This window comes from Acidaminobacter sp. JC074 (genome assembly GCF_022496765.1).
Classification (GTDB): Bacteria; Bacillota; Clostridia; order Peptostreptococcales; family Acidaminobacteraceae; genus JABXKX01.
The window spans coordinates 1-18,554 of sequence record NZ_VANV01000019.1 but is presented as its reverse complement, the minus strand read 5'-3'; the positions used below and the strand labels follow the sequence as shown (position 1 = coordinate 18,554).

Here is an 18,554-nt window from a genome sequence, read left to right as displayed (position 1 = left end):
TACATCTTAATTAAGATTTGGTGACAAACTTGTTTTTGAATTTAATAGCGTATAAAATTAAATTAGATATCTAGGAGGCAATTTTGAAAAGAATAATTATACTATTTTTAATATGTTTAATGATCATACCAAATGCAGCATTTGCCAATAAATATGCTGAATTTGAAACGGTTGAGTTAACGGATGCTAAGGACAATACGACTGATACTTATGAAGTAGTCAGTTTACTGGTTGGTGGTAATGACGTTTTGGCTGATGTACCAGCCATACTCTATAATTTAAATGGTAACTACAGGACCTTGGTACCTATTTCGTTTATTACGGAAAAAATAGGTGCAGAGATTGCATGGAATGGTGATACACAAGAAGTAACTGTAAAACATGCGGGCAATACAATTGTTTTAACCATTGATAGTGCTCAGGCGGTGGTTAATGGAAAGACCGTTGAACTGCCTAATGGTGTACCTGCAAAGTTGATGGCTTATCAAGGTAATTATAGAACCATGGTGCCGGTTAATTTTATTACCCAGCATCTAGGTTATGAAATCTTCTGGGATGGCAATACAAAGACAGTATCTATTAACAAACCACATCAGACCATTACAGGTATCAGATATGATGACAGCGGTACTTATCCTGAACTGAGATTTAAGGTGACAGGTGAAGTTGATATGACTTCATTTAGTGTAGATGGTAAGTCAGTGGGTGGTGAAGATACCTTAACACTGGATTTTCACAATACCGATTTAGAACTTGACCAACCTTTGAAATATGGTTCTTTATTGATAAACGACATCATTCAAGAAATCTATGATGTTAAGTTAAGTGATTTAGATACAACACCAGGTGGTGTAAGAGCAGTTGTTGGTCTAGGTTATTATAGAAATGGCGAAGTTTCATATGATGCATCTACTGGTGAGATGGTTGTTCAATTAATCAACTCAGTTAAGTATGTAGATGTTGAAGAAAACACAGTTGTTATTGAAACAAACGAGAATCCAGCCTTTAATGTTACCAACTTAGGTGATTCGGTTCTAGTTGATGTCATTCATACAAAATTACAGGAACCCAATAATGCTATGATTGTTCAAGATAATGGTATTGATTCTATTATGTATGAACAGTTTGATAACTCTTCTTTATACGATGTAGGCACACGTTTTACAAGAGTTACAGTTAACTTACAAAACGATGTTACATCTGAAAATGTCTTTGTAGATACATCAGGCTCAAAAATTGTGGTATATGTAGCCAATCAATTATATGGTTCTTATGCCTATGCTAGAAATCTAGCAGATGCAACTTCTGAGTTTGGATTAGATATAATAGGAAGTGGCAACTATCCAGTGAGTTACAATTCAAACAACAATGCCTTGTCATTTTCTATTCCTAAAGATGAAGTCAAAAAGACTTTAGACATCGGTGATAAAAAAGAGGACGATGGTATTGTAAACAAGATATCAGTTGCAGATGCGGGGAGCAATTATCAATTTACCTTGTATCTTGTTGAAGAAACTCAGTATCAGGTAAGAGCTGTAAATGGTCAGTTTTCAATTGCCTTTGCCAATACAAAGTTAAAGAACTCTGAGTTTAAGGATATGTTAATAGTTGTGGATGCTGGTCATGGTGGCCACGATCCAGGTGCTGTTTCTCCGAATGGTACAAAAGAAAAGGATGTTAACTTAGAAGCATCATTGATCTTAAAGAAAAAATTAGAGAATGCCGGTTTCAAGGTTTACTTGACTCGTGAAAGAGACAATTACGTTAAGCTTTCAGACCGTGCAGGTATTGCAAATCAATTAAATGCAGACATATTTGTCAGTATTCATGCGAATGCTGCAGGTAACACATCAGCTAGAGGTATAGAAACCTTGTATGCACCAGACCCAGCGAGAAATAATAAGACATTAGCGACAGACATACAAGAACAGTTAATTGATAAAACTAATGCTGTAGATAGAGGTATTGTGTCAAGAGGTGATCTTGCTGTTACTCGATTAACAGAGATGGATGCAGTTCTAGTAGAGCTTGGATTCTTGACAAATGCTGGTGATGAGGTCAACTTGTTGAACGATTCATATCTTGAAAAATGTGCTGAAGCAATTGTTGATGGTATTATTGACTTTGTGGACTAGTCTTGTTTTAAGTGTTCTATCTAGGGTATATTTTCCTTAGATAGAACTTTTTTATTAGGACGTATTGAGTGGGTGTATAGGAAGGAAAATCAGGTGTGGTTTTCTTATGGAGTGATGTGTATTGATGATTTATAAAAATGAGATACAATCAAGTTTTAAAGCTGTAGATGTATGTGTGAGAGATGTTCTTTTGTTGATGGAAGAACATCCTGAACTGTCAGATGAATCACTTTTATTTAAGATCAGCTTTGTTTTACGTGAACTGATGAACAATTCAGTAGAACATGGCAACAATTTTGATATCAATAAGCGAATTACATGTGAGATTTTTTATGAAGCACCTGTACTTAAAATTGAGATATCAGATGAAGGCAATGGTTTTGTTAAAAATGATGGTTACTACAAGGCTTTAGACAATGATAAGAGAGAGCGAAGGCGGGGCCTTAAGCTTATTGAAGATTTAAACTTCATCATTGAAATGGAAAAAAGTACGATTCGTTTGAATTTAGATATATCATAGAAAGGACTAGAATATGTACAATGAAGTAATTGAAGATAGAATGACTATATTCTTAGAAGAAGACTTAATCGCGCCGAATGTAAAAGAGTTTAATCAGTTTGTATCTGAAAATTTAATGGACCTAGATGAACTAGATGAAGTTGTTTTGAATTTGGGTTCTGTTGAAAATATAGATTCTATTGGTGTTACATTTGTTATTGGCTTATATAAATCTGTTCAAAAGGATGGTTTAGGTTTTGCCATAGCAGATGCATCTGATAATGTACGACAATTGTTTAAGTTGATGAAACTAGAGGATTTATTGGAATAAGCTTATGATGTATAATATTTTAATTGCCGACGATGTGGCAATGAACAGAATGCTTATCAGAAGTATTCTAAAGAGTAAACTGGATAATATCAATTATTTTGAGGCTGAAGATGGTGATGCTGTTATTGAAACTGTTAAGCATCATGCCATTGACTTGATCATCCTCGACTTAATTATGCCTGTAAAAGATGGTTTTGAGACGCTTCAGTATCTAAAAGCTCATAGTCTTTATCATCATATACCTGTTATTGTTAACTCAGCACTGAGCGAAATAACCAGTATAGAAAAGACCTTGGAAATGGGTGCTATTGAGTATTTTACTAAGCCTTTTTCACCAGATGACATTGAGATTATTCTACCGCTTAAGGTTAAGAATGCCCTTCGTTTACATGAGCAAAATAAAGAAATTGAAAGACTGAACATAGAACTTAACCAAGAACTTAAAAATGCCAATGAGTTTGCCAGATACATGTTGCCGATTAAGTCATCTTTTGAGAAGGTAGATTTTGAGATACACTACCATCCTTCTCTTGGTATTGGTGGTGATTTTTTAGACTGTGTTGAAATTGGTGATAAGGTCTGGTTTATGGTAGCAGATATTACGGGTCATGGTATTGCGGCTGGTATGGCTTCATCTATGATTAAGATATTGTTTAGAATGTCACTTGATCAAGAAGATATGACACCGAGTAAGCTTTTGGAGTCAGTTAATAAGAGAATTTTTAAGATTTTTGGTGATCATGAATCTAGTAACTTTATTGTTTTTACAAGTTTTGTTGGTTGTATTGAAAAGTGTCAACTGACTTATGCAAACGCAGCCCAGCCTTATCCTATTATCTATAAGAAAGCACAAGATGAAGTGATTTCTATAGAAAATGGTGGTATGCTGGTTGGTATGATTGAAGACATGACTTATGATGAATATACGGTTGATTTAGAGCCGGGTGATGGTATATTTGTTTATACAGATGGTCTCTTTTCTACAGGAAAATGCAGTGATTATACCCACTGGACTTTGGTAAAGGAATCTTGCGGTGAACTCAAAAGCATCATGGCAAGTGACCCAAAGAAGTTCCTAGAAAATATATTCTGGAAGTTTTCTTTCTTACACAAAACAGCAGGAACGGATTTTACAGATGATGTTGCTCTCATATATTTGAGTTTAAGGGAATAGTTGAGTTAGCTCAGCTATTTTTTTTTATGATTTTGTGATAGAATTCTTAATAGAAGAAGAAAGGATTATTATGATTAGAATAGATAATAGAAAGAATGACGAAAAAAGAAATGTCGTTATAACACCAGATTACTTATTACATCCAGAAGGATCAGTTTTAATAGAGATGGGCAACACAAAGGTTATTTGTACAGCAACCGTTGAAGAGAAAGTACCTAATTTCTTAAAGGGACAAAACAAGGGCTGGGTGACAGCGGAATACAGTATGTTACCACGTTCTACACATACAAGAAAAATCAGAGATATTGCCAAAGGCAAGTTAGATGGCAGAACATCTGAAATTCAAAGACTGATTGGTCGTTCCTTAAGATCCATTGTTGATTTGGAAAAGTTAGGCGAAAGAACGATTTGGCTTGACTGCGATGTGATTCAAGCGGATGGTGGTACAAGAACAGCTTCTATTACAGGTGCATTTGTTGCCATGGTTATGGCCATGAAAAAGCTTAAAGAAGCAGAGCTTATAGAAGAAATTCCTGTAACAGACCATCTAGCTGCTATCAGTGTAGGTATTTTAGAAGATGAAGTTATCCTTGACTTATGTTATGAAGAGGATTCTACAGCTATGATAGATATGAATGTCATTATGACAGGTAGCAAACAAATTGTAGAGGTACAAGGCACTGGAGAGGAAAGACCATTTACTAGAGATGAAATGAACAAGCTGATGGATTTTGCTGAAAAAGGTGTAGAAGAACTTGTACAGATTCAAAAGGATATTCTAGGAGAGTAAATATGAAAGCGATATTAGCATCAAACAACGCCCATAAATTAGAAGAAATTCATGCGATACTTAAGGACTTCGACATTGAACTAATGTCGATGAAAGAAGCTGGTTTAGACATTGAAATTGAAGAGAATGGGACAACATTTGAAGAAAATTCTTTGATAAAGGCAAAGGCAGTTGTCGATGAACTAGGTACCATTGCCATTGCTGATGATTCTGGATTGATGGTTAATGCTTTAGATGGCCAACCAGGTGTATATTCTGCTAGATATGCAGGTGAACCTTCTAACGATCAAAATAACAATGAAAAACTTCTGAAAGAATTGGCTTCTAAGGATGATCGTTCAGCTAAGTTTGTCAGTGTTATCACCATGTTATTTCCTGATGGGAAAACATTAGTTGCAAGAGGTGAAGCTCATGGTGAGATTGGCTTTGAGTATAAGGGGGATAATGGTTTTGGTTATGATCCACTATTTATAGATGAAGTATCAGGTAATACCTTTGCAGAACTATCTTCTGAAGAGAAAAATGAAAGAAGCCATCGTGCTAAGGCATTAGAAATTTTGAAAGAAAAGTTGAAAGAGTTGATGTAATGAAAATATTAGTCTTCAGTGATTCTCATGGAAAAACCAACTTGATGCATCAAATTATTGATAAAACCAAGTGTGATATGATCATTCATCTTGGTGATTGTTACGATGATTTTTTAGAGCTAAAAGATTGCTATGATATTCCTATGGCAGGTGTTGTTGGTAATGTAGATTTTATTTCTGATGGCCCAGCTCATGAAGTTATTTCAGTAGGTGACTATAAGATTTTTATCACACATGGACATCGCTATAGAGTAAAGCATCACTTATTGCATCTAGATGAAAAGACTAGAGAAGTAAAAGCTGATATTACTTTATTTGGACATACTCATATCCCAATGATAGAAGAAGGTCATCATATTTTGATGAACCCAGGCAGTATTTCAAGACCTCGTGATGCTAGACCGAGTTATGGTTTGATTCATATAAACTCAAAGGGGATAGATACCGAGATAATATATGTTTAATAGTACCATTTGATAGTATTATTTGTTATAATACTATTGCATGCACCGTTAGCTCAGTTGGATAGAGTGGCAGACTTCGAATCTGTTCGTCGGGGGTTCGAGTCCCTCACGGTGTGCCAGAAATACCTGAACTCCTAGTATCTGTCTAGGGGTTCTCTTTATTTTAGAGAGTTTATAGTGTGTGTATGAACAGTAGTTTGAAGCTCTTTAACAATAGGTGATACCGAATCAGGAGATGATCTCTGTGAATAAATTTGCAATTAATACTTGACTTATGAAACGGATGTAACTATAATGGTTACAACGGGAGGTGATATTGTGAGAGGTAACACACAGTTTTCAGTAGCGACACATATATTAGCTTTGGTTGGCTTGTCAGAACATTACAATAATCACATGCCTACATCAGCTGAGATAGCTGATAGTGTCAATACCAATCCGGTTGTTATTAGAAGAATCATATCACTTTTGAAAAATGCAGGCTTTGTTTCTGTTAGAGCCGGTGTTGGCGGCGTCGGTTTGTTGAAATCACCAGAATCAATTAGCTTGCTGGATATCTATAAGGCTATACAAACAGGTCAAAATACAAGTGTATTTGATTATCATCATAATACGAAGCAATCTTGCCCGATTGGGGGTACAATAAACACTGTGCTTTCTTCGAAATTAGATGCAGCTCAGAAGAAGATGGAAGATGAACTTGTTCTAACCAGTTTGTATATTGTGATGAAGGAAATTGCAGAGCTCAATGGCTCAGAACTTTAAAATGAATAAATGCAGCAGTAAGCTGCAATTTTTTTAATAAACGTTGTAACAATTGTAGTTACAACAAATGTATAATAAGGGAGCTATGAATATGAAATTCGAGGAATTACAAGTATCAAGTGAAATTGAGTTGGGGAAACTGACAATTAAGAACAGAATAGTTCGATCAGCAACTCATAGTATGTTAGGAAATCTAGACGGCAGTATCAGTGAAGATGAACTTAAAATGTTTAAAGATTTAGCAGAAAATGAAGTCGGTTTAATCATAGCGGGGCAGTTTTTTGTTTCTGGTGAGGCAACAGCAGGTCCTGGATCTAATGAGTTGACCCATGACAGACATATTGAGAGTGCAAGTAAGATAATGGAGCTGGTAAAACCCTTTGACACTAAAGTAGTTGCCCAATTAAATCATGCAGGCGCACATGCTTATAGTCAAACGCCATATGGAGCATCTGAGATGGATTTAGGAGATGGTAGAAAGGCAAGAAGTATCACTATTGAGGAAATCAAAAGAGTAAAGAGTGAGTTTATAGATGCTGCTCTTAGAGCTCAAAAATCTGGCTTTCATGGTATACAATTGCATGCTGCCCACAGTTACTTATTATGTGAGTTTTTAAAGCCTTCGATCAACAAACGTCAGGATCAATATGGTGGCGATTCTGAAAATAGATTCAGATTGATTAAAGAAATCATTGAAGGCATACAGGAAGCTTGTGGAGACAACTATCCAATTTTTATAAAGATAGATACTAATGATCTACAGGAGCAAGAAACATACAATGATGATTTAGAAAACATGATGTCAGAGTTTAGATCTATGGGAATTGAAGCTGTTGAATTTAGTGGCTCAGAGTTTTCAGGTAAGAAGTTTGCTGACCATAACTATTTTTTAGATAGGGCTATAGAAATATCAAAAGACAAAGGTATCAAAACTATTGTAGTAGGCGGTGTGAGACATTTTAATGATATGGAGGCAATTCTTTCTGCAGGAATGGATATGGTTTCAATCTGTAGACCTTTCATTTGTGAACCAGATTTTATAACCAGATTGATTAAGGGACAAGAAAAATCTTCTTGTGTGACATGTAGAAAATGTCCACAAGCAGGTAGAGATAGATGTATTTTAAGGGTAAAGAAATAAGTCAAATGGTAATGTTGACTTAACCAAAGGATAAATAGCCAAATAAAAGCGGCCTAAAAGAAAAGGAGAACGAAAATGAAAATACCACAAATCAGAATTGAAGAGCATTTACAAGACCAATGGACAGATCAAGAGACTGAAAACGCAAGAGTTGTTGTAGACTTTTTTCAAAAGTTGATGAATGAACATGATTTTGATATCACTTTAAAGAGGCATGGAGGAGGTTCTTATAAACAACATAATAGAGCAATTCCAAATGAAATTCCTGGTTTGATTTCTTATGTTAAGACAATGACAAAAAGGTTTCCAGAGTATTCATTTGACGTAAAAAAAATATACGCTGATGGTGATTATGTACTTCTTCATAGCCATGCTACAATGAAAGCCAAGCATAGAGGTGACGAGACCAAGGGCTTCATCATTACAGATACATTTAAGTTACAAGATGGTAAGCTGATAGAGCATTGGGATGCCATTCAAGCTGTTGACTTTTTCTCTAGATTTCTCATGTTGCTAACGGGAGGCAGTGTACAAAACAGTAATCCAACATTTTAGTTCATAAAGTTACCTATGTGGTAATACGAGACTTTATATATGAACGCCTAGATTGTATCTGGGCGTTCTTATTTTAAAAAAACTTATTAAAACCTCTTGAAAAAGTTTTCCTTGTGCTGTATGCTTGTTTTAGAAACTTATTAAAACGACTTTAAAAAGTAGGAGGAAGTATGGCATTTTTTAAGAATATCGAGAAAGTAGTATACGAAGGTCCTGATTCAAAGAATCCTTTAGCATTTAAGTATTATGACCCCGAAAAGATTGTTGCAGGTAAAAAAATGAAAGATCATTTAAGATTTGCAATGTCTTACTGGCATACGCTAACAGGTGATGGATCAGATCCATTTGGTGATGCTACCATGGATAGACCTTGGAATGAACTAGAAGGCATGGAAAAGGCAAAGCTAAGAGCAGATATTGGCTTTGAGTTTATGGAAAAGTTAGGTATTGAGTATTTCTGTTTCCATGATCTTGATATTGCACCAGAAGGCAAGAACTTAAAAGAAAAAAATGAAAACTTAGACGAGATCGTTGCTTATATCGAAACTTTAATGGCTAAAACAGGTATTAAATGTTTATGGGGTACAACAAATGCCTTTACTAAACAAAGATTTGTGCATGGTGCTTCGACATCTCCAAATGCTGATGTGTTTGCAGTAGCAGCCAGCCAAGTAAAAAAAGCTATGGAGATTACACATCGTTTAGGTGGTGTGAATTATGTATTCTGGGGTGGTAGAGAAGGTTATGAAACACTTTTAAATACCGATACTGCTTTAGAGTTAGATAACATGGCAAGATTTTTACAGATGGCGGTAGACTATAAAGCTAAGATTGGATTTGAAGGTCAGTTGTTAATTGAACCAAAGCCAAAAGAGCCGACAAAACATCAATATGATTTTGATACTGCTACTGTACTTTCCTTCTTACAAAAGTACAACTTAAAAGACCACTTTAAAATGAATATAGAAGCCAACCATGCAACACTGGCTATGCATACTTTTGACCATGAGTTAAATATGTGTAGAATCAATGGCGTTTTAGGTTCTATTGATGCCAACCAGGGTGACTTACTACTCGGCTGGGATACAGACCAGTTCCCTACAAATATCTATGATGCAAGTTTGGCAATGATAGAAGTCTTGAAAAACGGTGGTTTAGAGCCAGGTGGTTTAAACTTTGATGCCAAGGTTAGAAGGGGTTCTTTTGAACCAGTTGACCTTTTCTATGCATACATCGCGGGTATGGACACATTTGCAAAAGGCCTTTTGATTGCTGATAAAATCATCGAAGAAGGCGAATTTGATAAATTTGTTGAAGATAGATATGCATCGTACAATTCAGGTATCGGTAAGCAAATTGTTGAAGGTCAAGTTGGATTTGAAGAACTTGAAGCATATGCTATGTCATTAGAAGAAGTAAAAAATACTTCAGGCAGACAAGAACTTTTAGAGAATATCTTTAATTCATACATCTATAGTAAATAATACCTCTTTTCTTTATAATAGAAGTGAGGTGAAAACATGAAACATATTGTAAATACAGAACAAAAATTGGAACAGAGTCAAATTAAAGAGAGAAACAGAGCCATGATTTTAAATGCTTTTAGAAATCATGAGTTCCTCCAAAAGCAAGACCTGGTTAAGATGCTTGGTTTAAGCATTACAACAGTAACAACATTTGTAAATGAATTGTTAGAAGCTGGACTTATCCAGAAAAGAGGGATTGCTAAATCGACTGGTGGAAGAAAACCTCTGGTATTAGAGCTCTCAAAATCATCAAGATTTTCTATTGGGTTAGACATTTCACCCCAAAAGATATCCATTGTATTTATGAATCTTATGTCAGAAATATTAATCAAACGCGTTATGCCCTACGAAGATCTAAGTCTAGATGAAATCCTAGACCGTGCTTATGAAACAATTACAAGCTTGATAAAAGAACTGAACTTAAACTTAGACCATTGTCTTGGATTAGGACTTTCTCTTCCAGGTATCGTAGATGAAGAGCATCTGACACTCATAAATGCACCAAACTTAAGTGCGAAAACATATGATTTTAAAGCTTTTAGACAAAAGTTAAATATGCCATTATTAATAGAAAATGAGGCAAACATTGCAGCCTTTGCAGAAATACATCTTGGAAAAGCTATAGAGCATGAGAACATAGTCTATCTCTCACTGACCGATGGTGTAGGTTGTGGCATTGTTGTATCTGGAAAAGTATTTAAGTCTAGTTACAAGCGAGCTGGAGAATTTGGACATATGAGAATATCAGATCAACCTATCAAGTGTTCTTGTGGTAGAACAGGTTGCTGGGAGCTATTTGCATCTGAAAGAGCTCTACTCAGGTTCTTTGAAGAAGAGGGTGGTAGAGCGCTAGATATTGAAGACTTTTTTAAGCAGTACGATTCAAAGCCTGCTAAAGAAGCTTTAAAAACCTACTATCATTATTTGTCTTTAGGCATTGAGAATATTATGTTAGCACTAGACCCTGAACAAGTGATTATCGGGGGTGAAATTGCTTTTGAACTTAGAAAGCGTTCAATTGATATAAAGGAAAAAATACAATTGAACAGCTCGATTTTGAACTTTGATTCCGATATTGTGGTCATGTCAGAAATGACACCATTTTCTTCTGTGATAGGTGCATGCTTGTTACCTATGATTGAATTATTCGGACTATAAGGAGTCTTATGTATATTGGTATAGATCTAGGTACGTCATCTGTAAAGTTGATGGTGATGGATTTAGAAGGAAATATAGTTTATGAAACAAATAGAGATTACGATGTTTCATATCCAAAACCACTTTGTGCTGAACAAAATCCTGAGGATTGGTGGGCGGCTACATTAAATGGTTTAAAGGAAATAACATCAAAAGTAGATCGCATGCAAATCAAGTCTATTGGATTTTCTGGTCAAATGCATGGTTTAGTAACACTTGATAAGGATAATAATAGTTTGTATCCAGCTATTTTATGGTGCGACCAGAGAACTCAAGATGAGTGTGATGATATCACTGGTTATTTTGGTGAAGAATTAAGTGATTTGGTTGGTAACAAGGCCCTAACCGGCTTTACAGCACCAAAAATCTTATGGTTAAAAAAGCATCAGCCTCATGTGTTTGATAAGATTCACATGATGCTTCTTCCTAAAGATTATGTTCGATTCAGATTAACTGGTGAGTATGCAACAGATTATTCAGATGCATCTGGTATGCTTCTTTTAGATGTTGAGAATAAAGCCTACTCAAAGCCTATGCTTGATTATATTGGTATCAATGAACGTCAATTACCTAAACTTTATGAGTCATACCATGTAACAGGCAAGTTAACAGAAGAAGTTAAACGTATCTTAGGATTAGAACAAGATGTATTGGTGGTTGGTGGTGCTGGCGACCAGGCGGCAGGAGCTATTGGCTCAGGTGTTGTACAATCAGGTGTTGTATCAGTCACACTTGGTACTTCAGGTGTTGTATTCGCAGCTCATGATGATTACAAAGTAGATGATGAAAATAGACTACATGCCTTTTGTCATGCAAGTGGCAAGTACCATACCATGGGGGTTATGATATCAGCTGCTTCGTGTTTAAAGTGGTGGAATGAATCCGCTAGTAAGACTGATGACTTCGATAAAATATTATCTGAAATAGATGATACCATTAGCGACGTTATCTTCTTACCTTACTTGTTGGGAGAAAGAACACCTTATGCAGATCCAAATGCCAAGGGCAACTTCTTTGGCTTAAACATGACTCATGAACGTAAAGATATGACCAAGGCTGTCCTTGAAGGTGTTGCCTTTGGTCTCAAAGATTCTTTAGATTTGATTAAAGACATGGGCCTTCCAGTTAAAGAAATTAGATTGCTAGGCGGTGGTGCAAAAAGCTCTGTATGGAAACAAGTCATCGCAGATGTCTTTGGCCAAACCGTTTATGACATCAACACCAATCAAGGTGGGGCTTTAGGAGCTGCAATACTTGCAGCTGTAGGCGCTGGAGATTTTGATTCGGTAGAGACTGCATCAAGCAAGCTAATAAAAACGACAGTGTCATATGAACCTAATATGGATAACTATGAAAAATATAAGTTAAAACATAAAAAGTACCAAGCACTGTATCATCATTTAAAAGACTTGTTTTAAACTGTAACAGATAAAACACCTACTGGATTCGGTAGGTGTTTTTTTCGGCCCAACTACCTTTAAATCAAGGAGTACTTCGAATCAGGTTATGGCTTGCTTTGCCGTCGGTTCTTGTTATAAACATAAAATGTTTTGATGCAAATGGTAAAATATGGTAAAATGTACACAAGGCTATTTATATCAGGAGGATACAATGGAAAAAGAAAAAACAATGTATACACAAACTGAAGTTTTAAACTTGGGATTTTCTAAGAAACTTATTTCCAGTCTCTTACCAGATCCTTTACTGAAGACAAATCCAGTATATCGTTCAGCAGCACCATTAAAGCTCTTTAATGTAACAGATGTAGAAGAGGCTATGCAGACTGAAGCTTTTAAGATGCACATAGTAGGGGCAGCTGAAAGAAAGGCGCGAGCAAAAAAAGCTGTAGAAACTAAGAGGCGAAAATTTCAGGCTGAAATCGATCTGAAAATAAAGTACATAAGAGTCAGGAAGGTAGATAATGTTATTGCTAGGGCTGTATCAGCTCAACAATCATGGTATTATGAAAAAGGATATTTTGAAAGTTATGCAGAATCTGCGGATGACGAAACTAAAGAAAGATGGGCTGTGAACTTTATAAGGCATAATCTAACAGAATATGAGTATAATCTATATACGATGAAAGGCAAAGTTGGTAAAAGCGAGGGCTATACCAAATACAAACATGCTGTACTTGACAAGATTGCAGAGTATTACCCAGAGTTTAGAGAGGAATGTATTCGACAGAAGAATCATGTAAGACATGAGTTTATATATTAAAGGTTAAAAAGTAATGAGAAATTCCTAAATGAAGATCTCATTACTTTTAAGAAATATGGACTTTTATTTTATGATTCTTATTGCATGATAACCTTCATGAACAGCATCGAGTATTTTACGAGGTTTTATTGCATCGCCAATAACTGATACATCCTTGAAATTATCATAAAGATAATCTTCAAGTTGGTTGTTTGCTCTGAATCCAGTTGCGTTGATGACAACGTCGCATTTGATGGTATTCGAACAACCTTCCTTATTATAAGTTACAAATTTCTCGCCAATTTCAGTTACCATAGAAGAGGCCTCTACTTTAACTTTAGCTTTTTCGACCATTTCTCTAAGTTGGATATCATTGTTTGCTGTATGATCTGCAAGAAAGAGAATGTCTTCTAACATTTCTATGATTGTTACATTTTTCCCTTGATTGCCAAGCTCAACTGCCGCTTCAGTACCTGCAAGTCCACCACCTATTACAACGATTTCTTTTCCTTCTAGGTGCGTATTTGTTAAGTAATCAATAACAGAACTTGTTTTTTCTATTCCCTTAATAGGTGGCTGAAAAATAGAAGCACCTGTAGCTAAAATAACTTTATCAAAAGTTTTATCTTCAAGGTTAGTCTTATTTGCCTCATGATTAAGTTTAATATCAATGTCATATTTCTCACATTGATGAATTAAGTATTTTACCAGGTTGATTACTGAAGTCTTTTCACATGGACCACCTGCTGCCCAAAGGGTGCCTCCTAGTGTGTTTGATTTTTCCCAAACTTCTACTTCAAAACCCCTTTGATGGGCTGTTAAAGCGGCTTGCAAGCCTGCAGGACCACCACCTATTATCAATACTTTTTTATCTAATTTTTCATCAGGAAGTCTATATTTAACTTCTTTCATACATAAAGGATTAACTGCACACGTTAAGCCACATCCTTTAATCTCTGATAGTAAACATTCATTACAGCCAATGCATGGAACGATGTCTTTGAGTTTATTTTCTTTTACCTTATTGGTCCATGATGCGTCTGCAATAAGTTGATGACCAAGACCTATGTAATCTAAGCATTCATTTTCAAGAGCTGATAATGCATCCATCGGATCATCGAGTTTTCCATCACCAAGTACTGGAATACTAACTGCAGCTCTAACTGCTTTTTGAGCTTCTAGCTTATTACCACCTTTAGAGTAAACCGTAGGTATAGATTCGTATAAATTGTCTTTAATACCAACACATACTTGAAGGGCATCTACACCAGCTTTTTCAAATATTTTTGCCATCTCAATGCCTTCGTCAATGGTTCTCAATCCGTTTATTTTGTCTTCAGCCGTATATTTCACGATTACTGGCATATGAGGTGGTATTACTTTCTTAATGGCTTGAACACACTCTGTAGTAAAACGTAATCGGTTTTCCAGACTGCCACCATACTCATCTGTTCTTTGATTCCATTGACTTGAATGGAACTGGTCCATCAGGTAACCGCCGTAAGCAGATAACTCTATAGCATCCGCATTAGCAGCAGCTGCAAGGGAAGCTGCAGTAGCCATTTTTTCTACTAAAAACCTGATTTCTTCCTTTGTATATGGGATACATTTTATATCACTACCAAGTACTGAAGTCGTTGCCGATGCACTTCTTGGTGGCATAGAAGCATCATATGATAACCTACCATTACCAGGATAAATTTGTACACAAAGCTTTGCACCATAGTGGTGTACACTATTAACCAGCTCATTCAATGGCTTAACATGAAATCGGTCTGATAGTTCTGATCCAATCCTGTTTTCAAACTGACTAGTTACAACGTTGGCTCCAGTTATGATTAAACCTGTGCCACCTTTGGCTCTTTCAGTGAAGTAATCAATATCGGCAGGTGTATACCCCCCATACTGTTACCGTTTGTTCCAATTGATGAGGCAAAAATCCTGTTTTTTAACTTCATACCACCAATGGATGTTCTTTCAAATAATCTGTTCATTAATAACTCCTTTCATTTTATCTTCAAAGGTATTCTATTTGAAAGGGGAAACAATTGATTGAAGATAGATGATTTGAAAGTTGAATATAATTGTTAAAATTTTATCTATTTTTATTTCACTTATGATTTTTATAAACATATATCTATCTAGGTGTTTAACTAGATGACATTTTAAGTATTACCTGATCGTATACTTTATCACTTAAAACTCTTTTCATAAAGAGACTTGCTCTTGCCATATAGCCAACAGTGTATCTGGTTCTTGGATTATTGGACTTTATAATCTTAACAAGCAAATCTCCGACTATGTATGGCTGAGAGATGCGTTTGTTACTTGGAGCATATTGTTTGTGGTAGTTTATAATAAGTTTGTTGACTAAAGATTCGTAAGGGCTCCCTTTAGACCTTTTTTCCAATGGTCCAACCATGACACTTCCAAGTTCACTTCTTACCATACCTGGTTCTAAGATAACAACCTTTATACCAAACTCTTTTAACTCCATTCGCATACAGTCACTGAAACCTTCTACAGCATATTTGCTAGCATGATACCAAGCATTAAGAGGTGAGTGAATTTTACCACCGACTGATGAGGTATTGATGATAAGGCCTTGACCTTTTTTTCTCATATGAGGGATAATAGCTTTTGAAACTTCTGAAAGGCCAAATAAGTTGACATCCATTTGAGTTTTAGCATCAGAAAGACTGACTGTTTCTATAGCCCCCATCACGTCTAGTCCAGCATTATTCCATAAGACATCAATATGTCCCTCAGTCTTAATAATATCATCCATAATAGCTGGTATCTTTTCGAATTCTCTTACATCCAACTGGATAGCATGGCCACCAGCCTGAACAAGATCTTTCATTTTATTTAGTCGTCTTGCTAGACCATAAACAATATGACCTTCCTTAATAAGCCTCAAGGCAGCAGCTTTACCCAAACCCGATGATGCACCTGTAATTACTATGAGTTTTTTCATATAATCATCTCCTTTGATTTCAAATTATCACAAAGTTTTATTAGAAATAATGAAGAAATCACCTGTAAAATGATAGATATTTCAGATATGAGTGATATTTGCCATAAGACAGGTGATATATGCATTTTAAATTGTTTAATATAGTCTACAATTAAATTAAGATAATTAGATTAAGGAGAATCAATAATGGGCAAAACATTAATAGTCTATCATTCGGTATCTGGAAATACTGAGAAAATAGCTTTAGGGCTGTCACGTCTTTTAGAAGCTGATTTAGTCAAAATAAATGATAAGGAAAAATCGGGTTCACTACTTATAAAGACGCCTAGCATTCTCTTACAGTGGTCAGGTATCCTTAGAAAAGATCAAAAGATTAACATTGATGCATACGAAAGGATATTTATAGGCTCACCTTGTTGGGGATATAGAGTTACACCACAAGTCAAGCACTTTGTGGAAAATCATGATTTTAGAGGTAAAGAAGTACTTTTGTTTATGACGCATGGTGGTGACTGCGGCAATTCTTCAGACCGATTTAAAGCATTGATCAAGGACGGAATTTATCTTGGCATGCTTGACTATCAGATCAGTGTAGAGGATAAGGTGGTCATGAAAGATTTAAAAAGATTAGGTGTAAAGTAAAAATGTATCATTTTACAAGAGATATGTTCATTATAAATCCTGCCCCAGCAGTCTATAATGAAATTACAAGGAGGTCACATGGAAAAGATGCTTCATATAAAAACAATAACAGATATCCATAAGTTGCTTGGAGATAAAAAAGCAGATCATCCATTAATAACAGTTATAGATGTAGAAAGAATAGCCATATTCGACAAGGCTGATCAGATAAAGTATCGAACAGATTGTTATACAATAGCCTTAAAAAATGGTGGAGAATGCGAGATTAAGTATGGTAGACAGACCTATGATTTTACAGAAGGCAGTCTTGTTTTCACAAAACCAGGTCAAGTCTCTGAAATTGAATCAGATGGAAATGGTAAAAAGCCAACCGGTTGGATTTTATGTTTTCATAGAGATTTGTTAAGAGGCAGTGATTTACTGGATAAGATGGGCGGCTATACTTATTTTGATTATAGCAACAATGAAGCGCTTCATTTATCAGAAAAAGAAAAACTTATGATTACATCTATAAAGGATGTCATTGAAACTGAATTTAGTCAAAATCTAGATGTTTATTCCAACAAGCTTATACTCTCTAATCTAGAAACTCTACTTAACTATTGTGAAAGATTTTATGGTCGTCAATTTATTACTAGAAGTCCAGTTATCAAAGAAGGTTACACCTTGTTTGACAAACTATTAAGAGATCGTCTTTCTGTGATAGAGGATTTCGGGATACCGACGGTTGCAGAGTTTGCAGAAAAGATGGGTTACTCGACCAATTATTTTTCAGATATGATTTTAAAGGAAACGGGTAGGAGACCAGGTGACCATATTCATGATGCCATTATTGATATGGCAAAGAACCTACTCTTAGGAACAGACCAGACTGTTGCAGATATTGCTTATGGTTTGGGCTACAACTACCCAGGTCATTTCTCTAAATTCTTTAAAAAGAAAGTTGGTCTTTCACCAAAAGAATACAGATTGTCTCAATAGTCATGCAAGAAGTTAAACATTAGACTCTTGCGACATTGAATTGTAAATTAATATAAAAAAAGTAAAAAGGAGTTAATATGAATAAGTTAGAAAGATTAGAACATGTTTTTAAGTTACAAAAGGAAAATTACAGTCCAGCGAATACCATGACTTATGAAAAGAGAATGGACATCTTAAATAGAATGGATAAAATGTTTAGGAGTCACTACAAAGAAATTACAAAAGTACTTCAAGAAGATTTCGGCTATAGGGGGACAGATTTTATATTTACAGCGGAGTTTTATCCAATTTTATCTCATATCAGTCATGTGAAAAAAGGCTTGAAGTCGTGGATGAGAAAAGAAAGAACAACCTCTTTAAGCATGGCTCTTACAGGTCAAAGAGAATATATCGTAAATGAACCGTTACCAAAAATGTAGAAAAACATAGGAATTACATTCTTAGTTAAAGTCCTAAGACCCCAAAGGCCACGGCTCTCCTTTGTATCGTGTAGGAATCTCGCCTACAGAATGGGATCGTATCTCAGTAAGAATGCCCCAAACGCCTTGTTAAAGCCGATCTTATGTCATTATATGTATTATGTCATTTCTT

At 35.5% G+C, this 18,554-nt stretch carries 20 protein-coding genes and 1 tRNA gene; 18 read left to right on the top strand and 3 right to left on the bottom strand.

Annotated features, from left to right (window positions below; translation table 11 throughout):
* Window positions 1-83: 83 nt before the first annotated feature.
* The 15 genes from EZV73_RS20195 to EZV73_RS20125 all read left to right on the top strand — a co-directional run bounded on the left by EZV73_RS20195 (window position 84) and on the right by EZV73_RS20125 (window position 13,384).
* Window positions 84-2,135: an N-acetylmuramoyl-L-alanine amidase gene (locus EZV73_RS20195; RefSeq protein ID WP_240842236.1), complete on the top strand. Its 2,052-nt coding sequence runs from the start codon at window positions 84-86 to the stop codon at window positions 2,133-2,135.
* Window positions 2,136-2,259: 124 nt separating this feature from the next.
* Window positions 2,260-2,655 carry an ATP-binding protein gene (locus EZV73_RS20190; protein WP_240842235.1) on the top strand — a complete coding sequence of 132 codons (396 nt, stop codon included), beginning with the start codon at window positions 2,260-2,262 and terminating at the stop codon, window positions 2,653-2,655.
* 13 nt (window positions 2,656-2,668) lie between these two features.
* Complete coding sequence (locus EZV73_RS20185; RefSeq protein WP_240842234.1) at window positions 2,669-2,965, top strand: STAS domain-containing protein; 297 nt, start codon at window positions 2,669-2,671, stop codon at window positions 2,963-2,965.
* Window positions 2,966-2,969: 4 nt separating this feature from the next.
* Window positions 2,970-4,139: a PP2C family protein-serine/threonine phosphatase gene (locus tag EZV73_RS20180; protein WP_240842233.1), complete on the top strand. Its 1,170-nt coding sequence runs from the start codon at window positions 2,970-2,972 to the stop codon at window positions 4,137-4,139.
* Between the two features lie 70 nt (window positions 4,140-4,209).
* On the top strand, window positions 4,210-4,929 hold the full coding sequence (gene rph, locus EZV73_RS20175) for a ribonuclease PH (RefSeq protein ID WP_255813771.1): 720 nt from the start codon (window positions 4,210-4,212) through the stop codon (window positions 4,927-4,929).
* A gap of 2 nt (window positions 4,930-4,931) precedes the next feature.
* Window positions 4,932-5,516, top strand: a complete 585-nt coding sequence (locus tag EZV73_RS20170; RefSeq protein WP_240842232.1) for an XTP/dITP diphosphatase — start codon at window positions 4,932-4,934, stop codon at window positions 5,514-5,516.
* Window positions 5,516-5,980 (top strand): YfcE family phosphodiesterase, encoded by a 465-nt coding sequence (locus EZV73_RS20165; RefSeq protein ID WP_240842231.1) that lies wholly within the window; start codon window positions 5,516-5,518, stop codon window positions 5,978-5,980. Before EZV73_RS20170 ends, EZV73_RS20165 begins: the two co-directional genes overlap by 1 nt.
* 42 nt (window positions 5,981-6,022) lie before the next feature.
* Window positions 6,023-6,099 (top strand) — tRNA-Arg (locus EZV73_RS20160).
* A gap of 199 nt (window positions 6,100-6,298) precedes the next feature.
* Complete coding sequence (locus EZV73_RS20155) at window positions 6,299-6,745, top strand: Rrf2 family transcriptional regulator (RefSeq protein WP_240842230.1); 447 nt, start codon at window positions 6,299-6,301, stop codon at window positions 6,743-6,745.
* 91 nt (window positions 6,746-6,836) lie between these two features.
* Window positions 6,837-7,886: an NADH:flavin oxidoreductase gene (locus EZV73_RS20150; protein ID WP_240842229.1), complete on the top strand. Its 1,050-nt coding sequence runs from the start codon at window positions 6,837-6,839 to the stop codon at window positions 7,884-7,886.
* A gap of 75 nt (window positions 7,887-7,961) precedes the next feature.
* The gene (locus EZV73_RS20145; RefSeq protein ID WP_240842228.1) at window positions 7,962-8,441 is read left to right on the top strand and encodes an ester cyclase; all 480 of its coding nucleotides are present in this window, start codon (window positions 7,962-7,964) and stop codon (window positions 8,439-8,441) included.
* Between the two features lie 170 nt (window positions 8,442-8,611).
* Window positions 8,612-9,925: a xylose isomerase gene (gene xylA / locus EZV73_RS20140; protein ID WP_240842227.1), complete on the top strand. Its 1,314-nt coding sequence runs from the start codon at window positions 8,612-8,614 to the stop codon at window positions 9,923-9,925.
* Window positions 9,926-9,961: 36 nt separating this feature from the next.
* Entirely contained in the window at window positions 9,962-11,125 is a 1,164-nt protein-coding gene (locus EZV73_RS20135; RefSeq protein ID WP_240842226.1) for an ROK family transcriptional regulator, read from the top strand.
* 8 nt (window positions 11,126-11,133) lie between these two features.
* The gene (xylB, locus tag EZV73_RS20130; RefSeq protein WP_240842225.1) at window positions 11,134-12,582 is read left to right on the top strand and encodes a xylulokinase; all 1,449 of its coding nucleotides are present in this window, start codon (window positions 11,134-11,136) and stop codon (window positions 12,580-12,582) included.
* A 193-nt stretch (window positions 12,583-12,775) separates the two neighbouring features.
* Window positions 12,776-13,384 carry a hypothetical protein gene (locus tag EZV73_RS20125; RefSeq protein WP_240842224.1) on the top strand — a complete coding sequence of 203 codons (609 nt, stop codon included), beginning with the start codon at window positions 12,776-12,778 and terminating at the stop codon, window positions 13,382-13,384.
* 63 nt (window positions 13,385-13,447) lie between these two features.
* Here EZV73_RS20125 and EZV73_RS28920 read toward each other — a convergent pair whose 3' ends face one another.
* From EZV73_RS28920 to EZV73_RS20110, 3 genes are all read right to left on the bottom strand, one after another.
* On the bottom strand, window positions 13,448-15,199 hold the full coding sequence (locus EZV73_RS28920) for an FAD-dependent oxidoreductase (protein ID WP_240842335.1): 1,752 nt from the start codon (window positions 15,197-15,199) through the stop codon (window positions 13,448-13,450).
* A 2-nt stretch (window positions 15,200-15,201) separates the two neighbouring features.
* Window positions 15,202-15,357: a hypothetical protein gene (locus EZV73_RS20115; protein ID WP_240842223.1), complete on the bottom strand. Its 156-nt coding sequence runs from the start codon at window positions 15,355-15,357 to the stop codon at window positions 15,202-15,204.
* 155 nt (window positions 15,358-15,512) lie between these two features.
* Window positions 15,513-16,340 carry an oxidoreductase gene (locus tag EZV73_RS20110; RefSeq protein ID WP_240842222.1) on the bottom strand — a complete coding sequence of 276 codons (828 nt, stop codon included), beginning with the start codon at window positions 16,338-16,340 and terminating at the stop codon, window positions 15,513-15,515.
* 186 nt (window positions 16,341-16,526) lie between these two features.
* On the opposite strand from EZV73_RS20110, the gene EZV73_RS20105 reads away from it, so the two are divergent.
* The 3 genes from EZV73_RS20105 (at window position 16,527) to EZV73_RS20095 (ending at window position 18,382) form a co-directional block, all read left to right on the top strand.
* Window positions 16,527-16,982 (top strand): flavodoxin, encoded by a 456-nt coding sequence (locus EZV73_RS20105; protein ID WP_240842221.1) that lies wholly within the window; start codon window positions 16,527-16,529, stop codon window positions 16,980-16,982.
* Between the two features lie 78 nt (window positions 16,983-17,060).
* Window positions 17,061-17,963: an AraC family transcriptional regulator gene (locus EZV73_RS20100; protein WP_240842220.1), complete on the top strand. Its 903-nt coding sequence runs from the start codon at window positions 17,061-17,063 to the stop codon at window positions 17,961-17,963.
* Between the two features lie 77 nt (window positions 17,964-18,040).
* A complete protein-coding gene (locus EZV73_RS20095; protein WP_240842219.1) occupies window positions 18,041-18,382 on the top strand; it encodes a hypothetical protein in 342 nt (113 codons plus the stop codon).
* Window positions 18,383-18,554 lie beyond the last annotated feature (172 nt).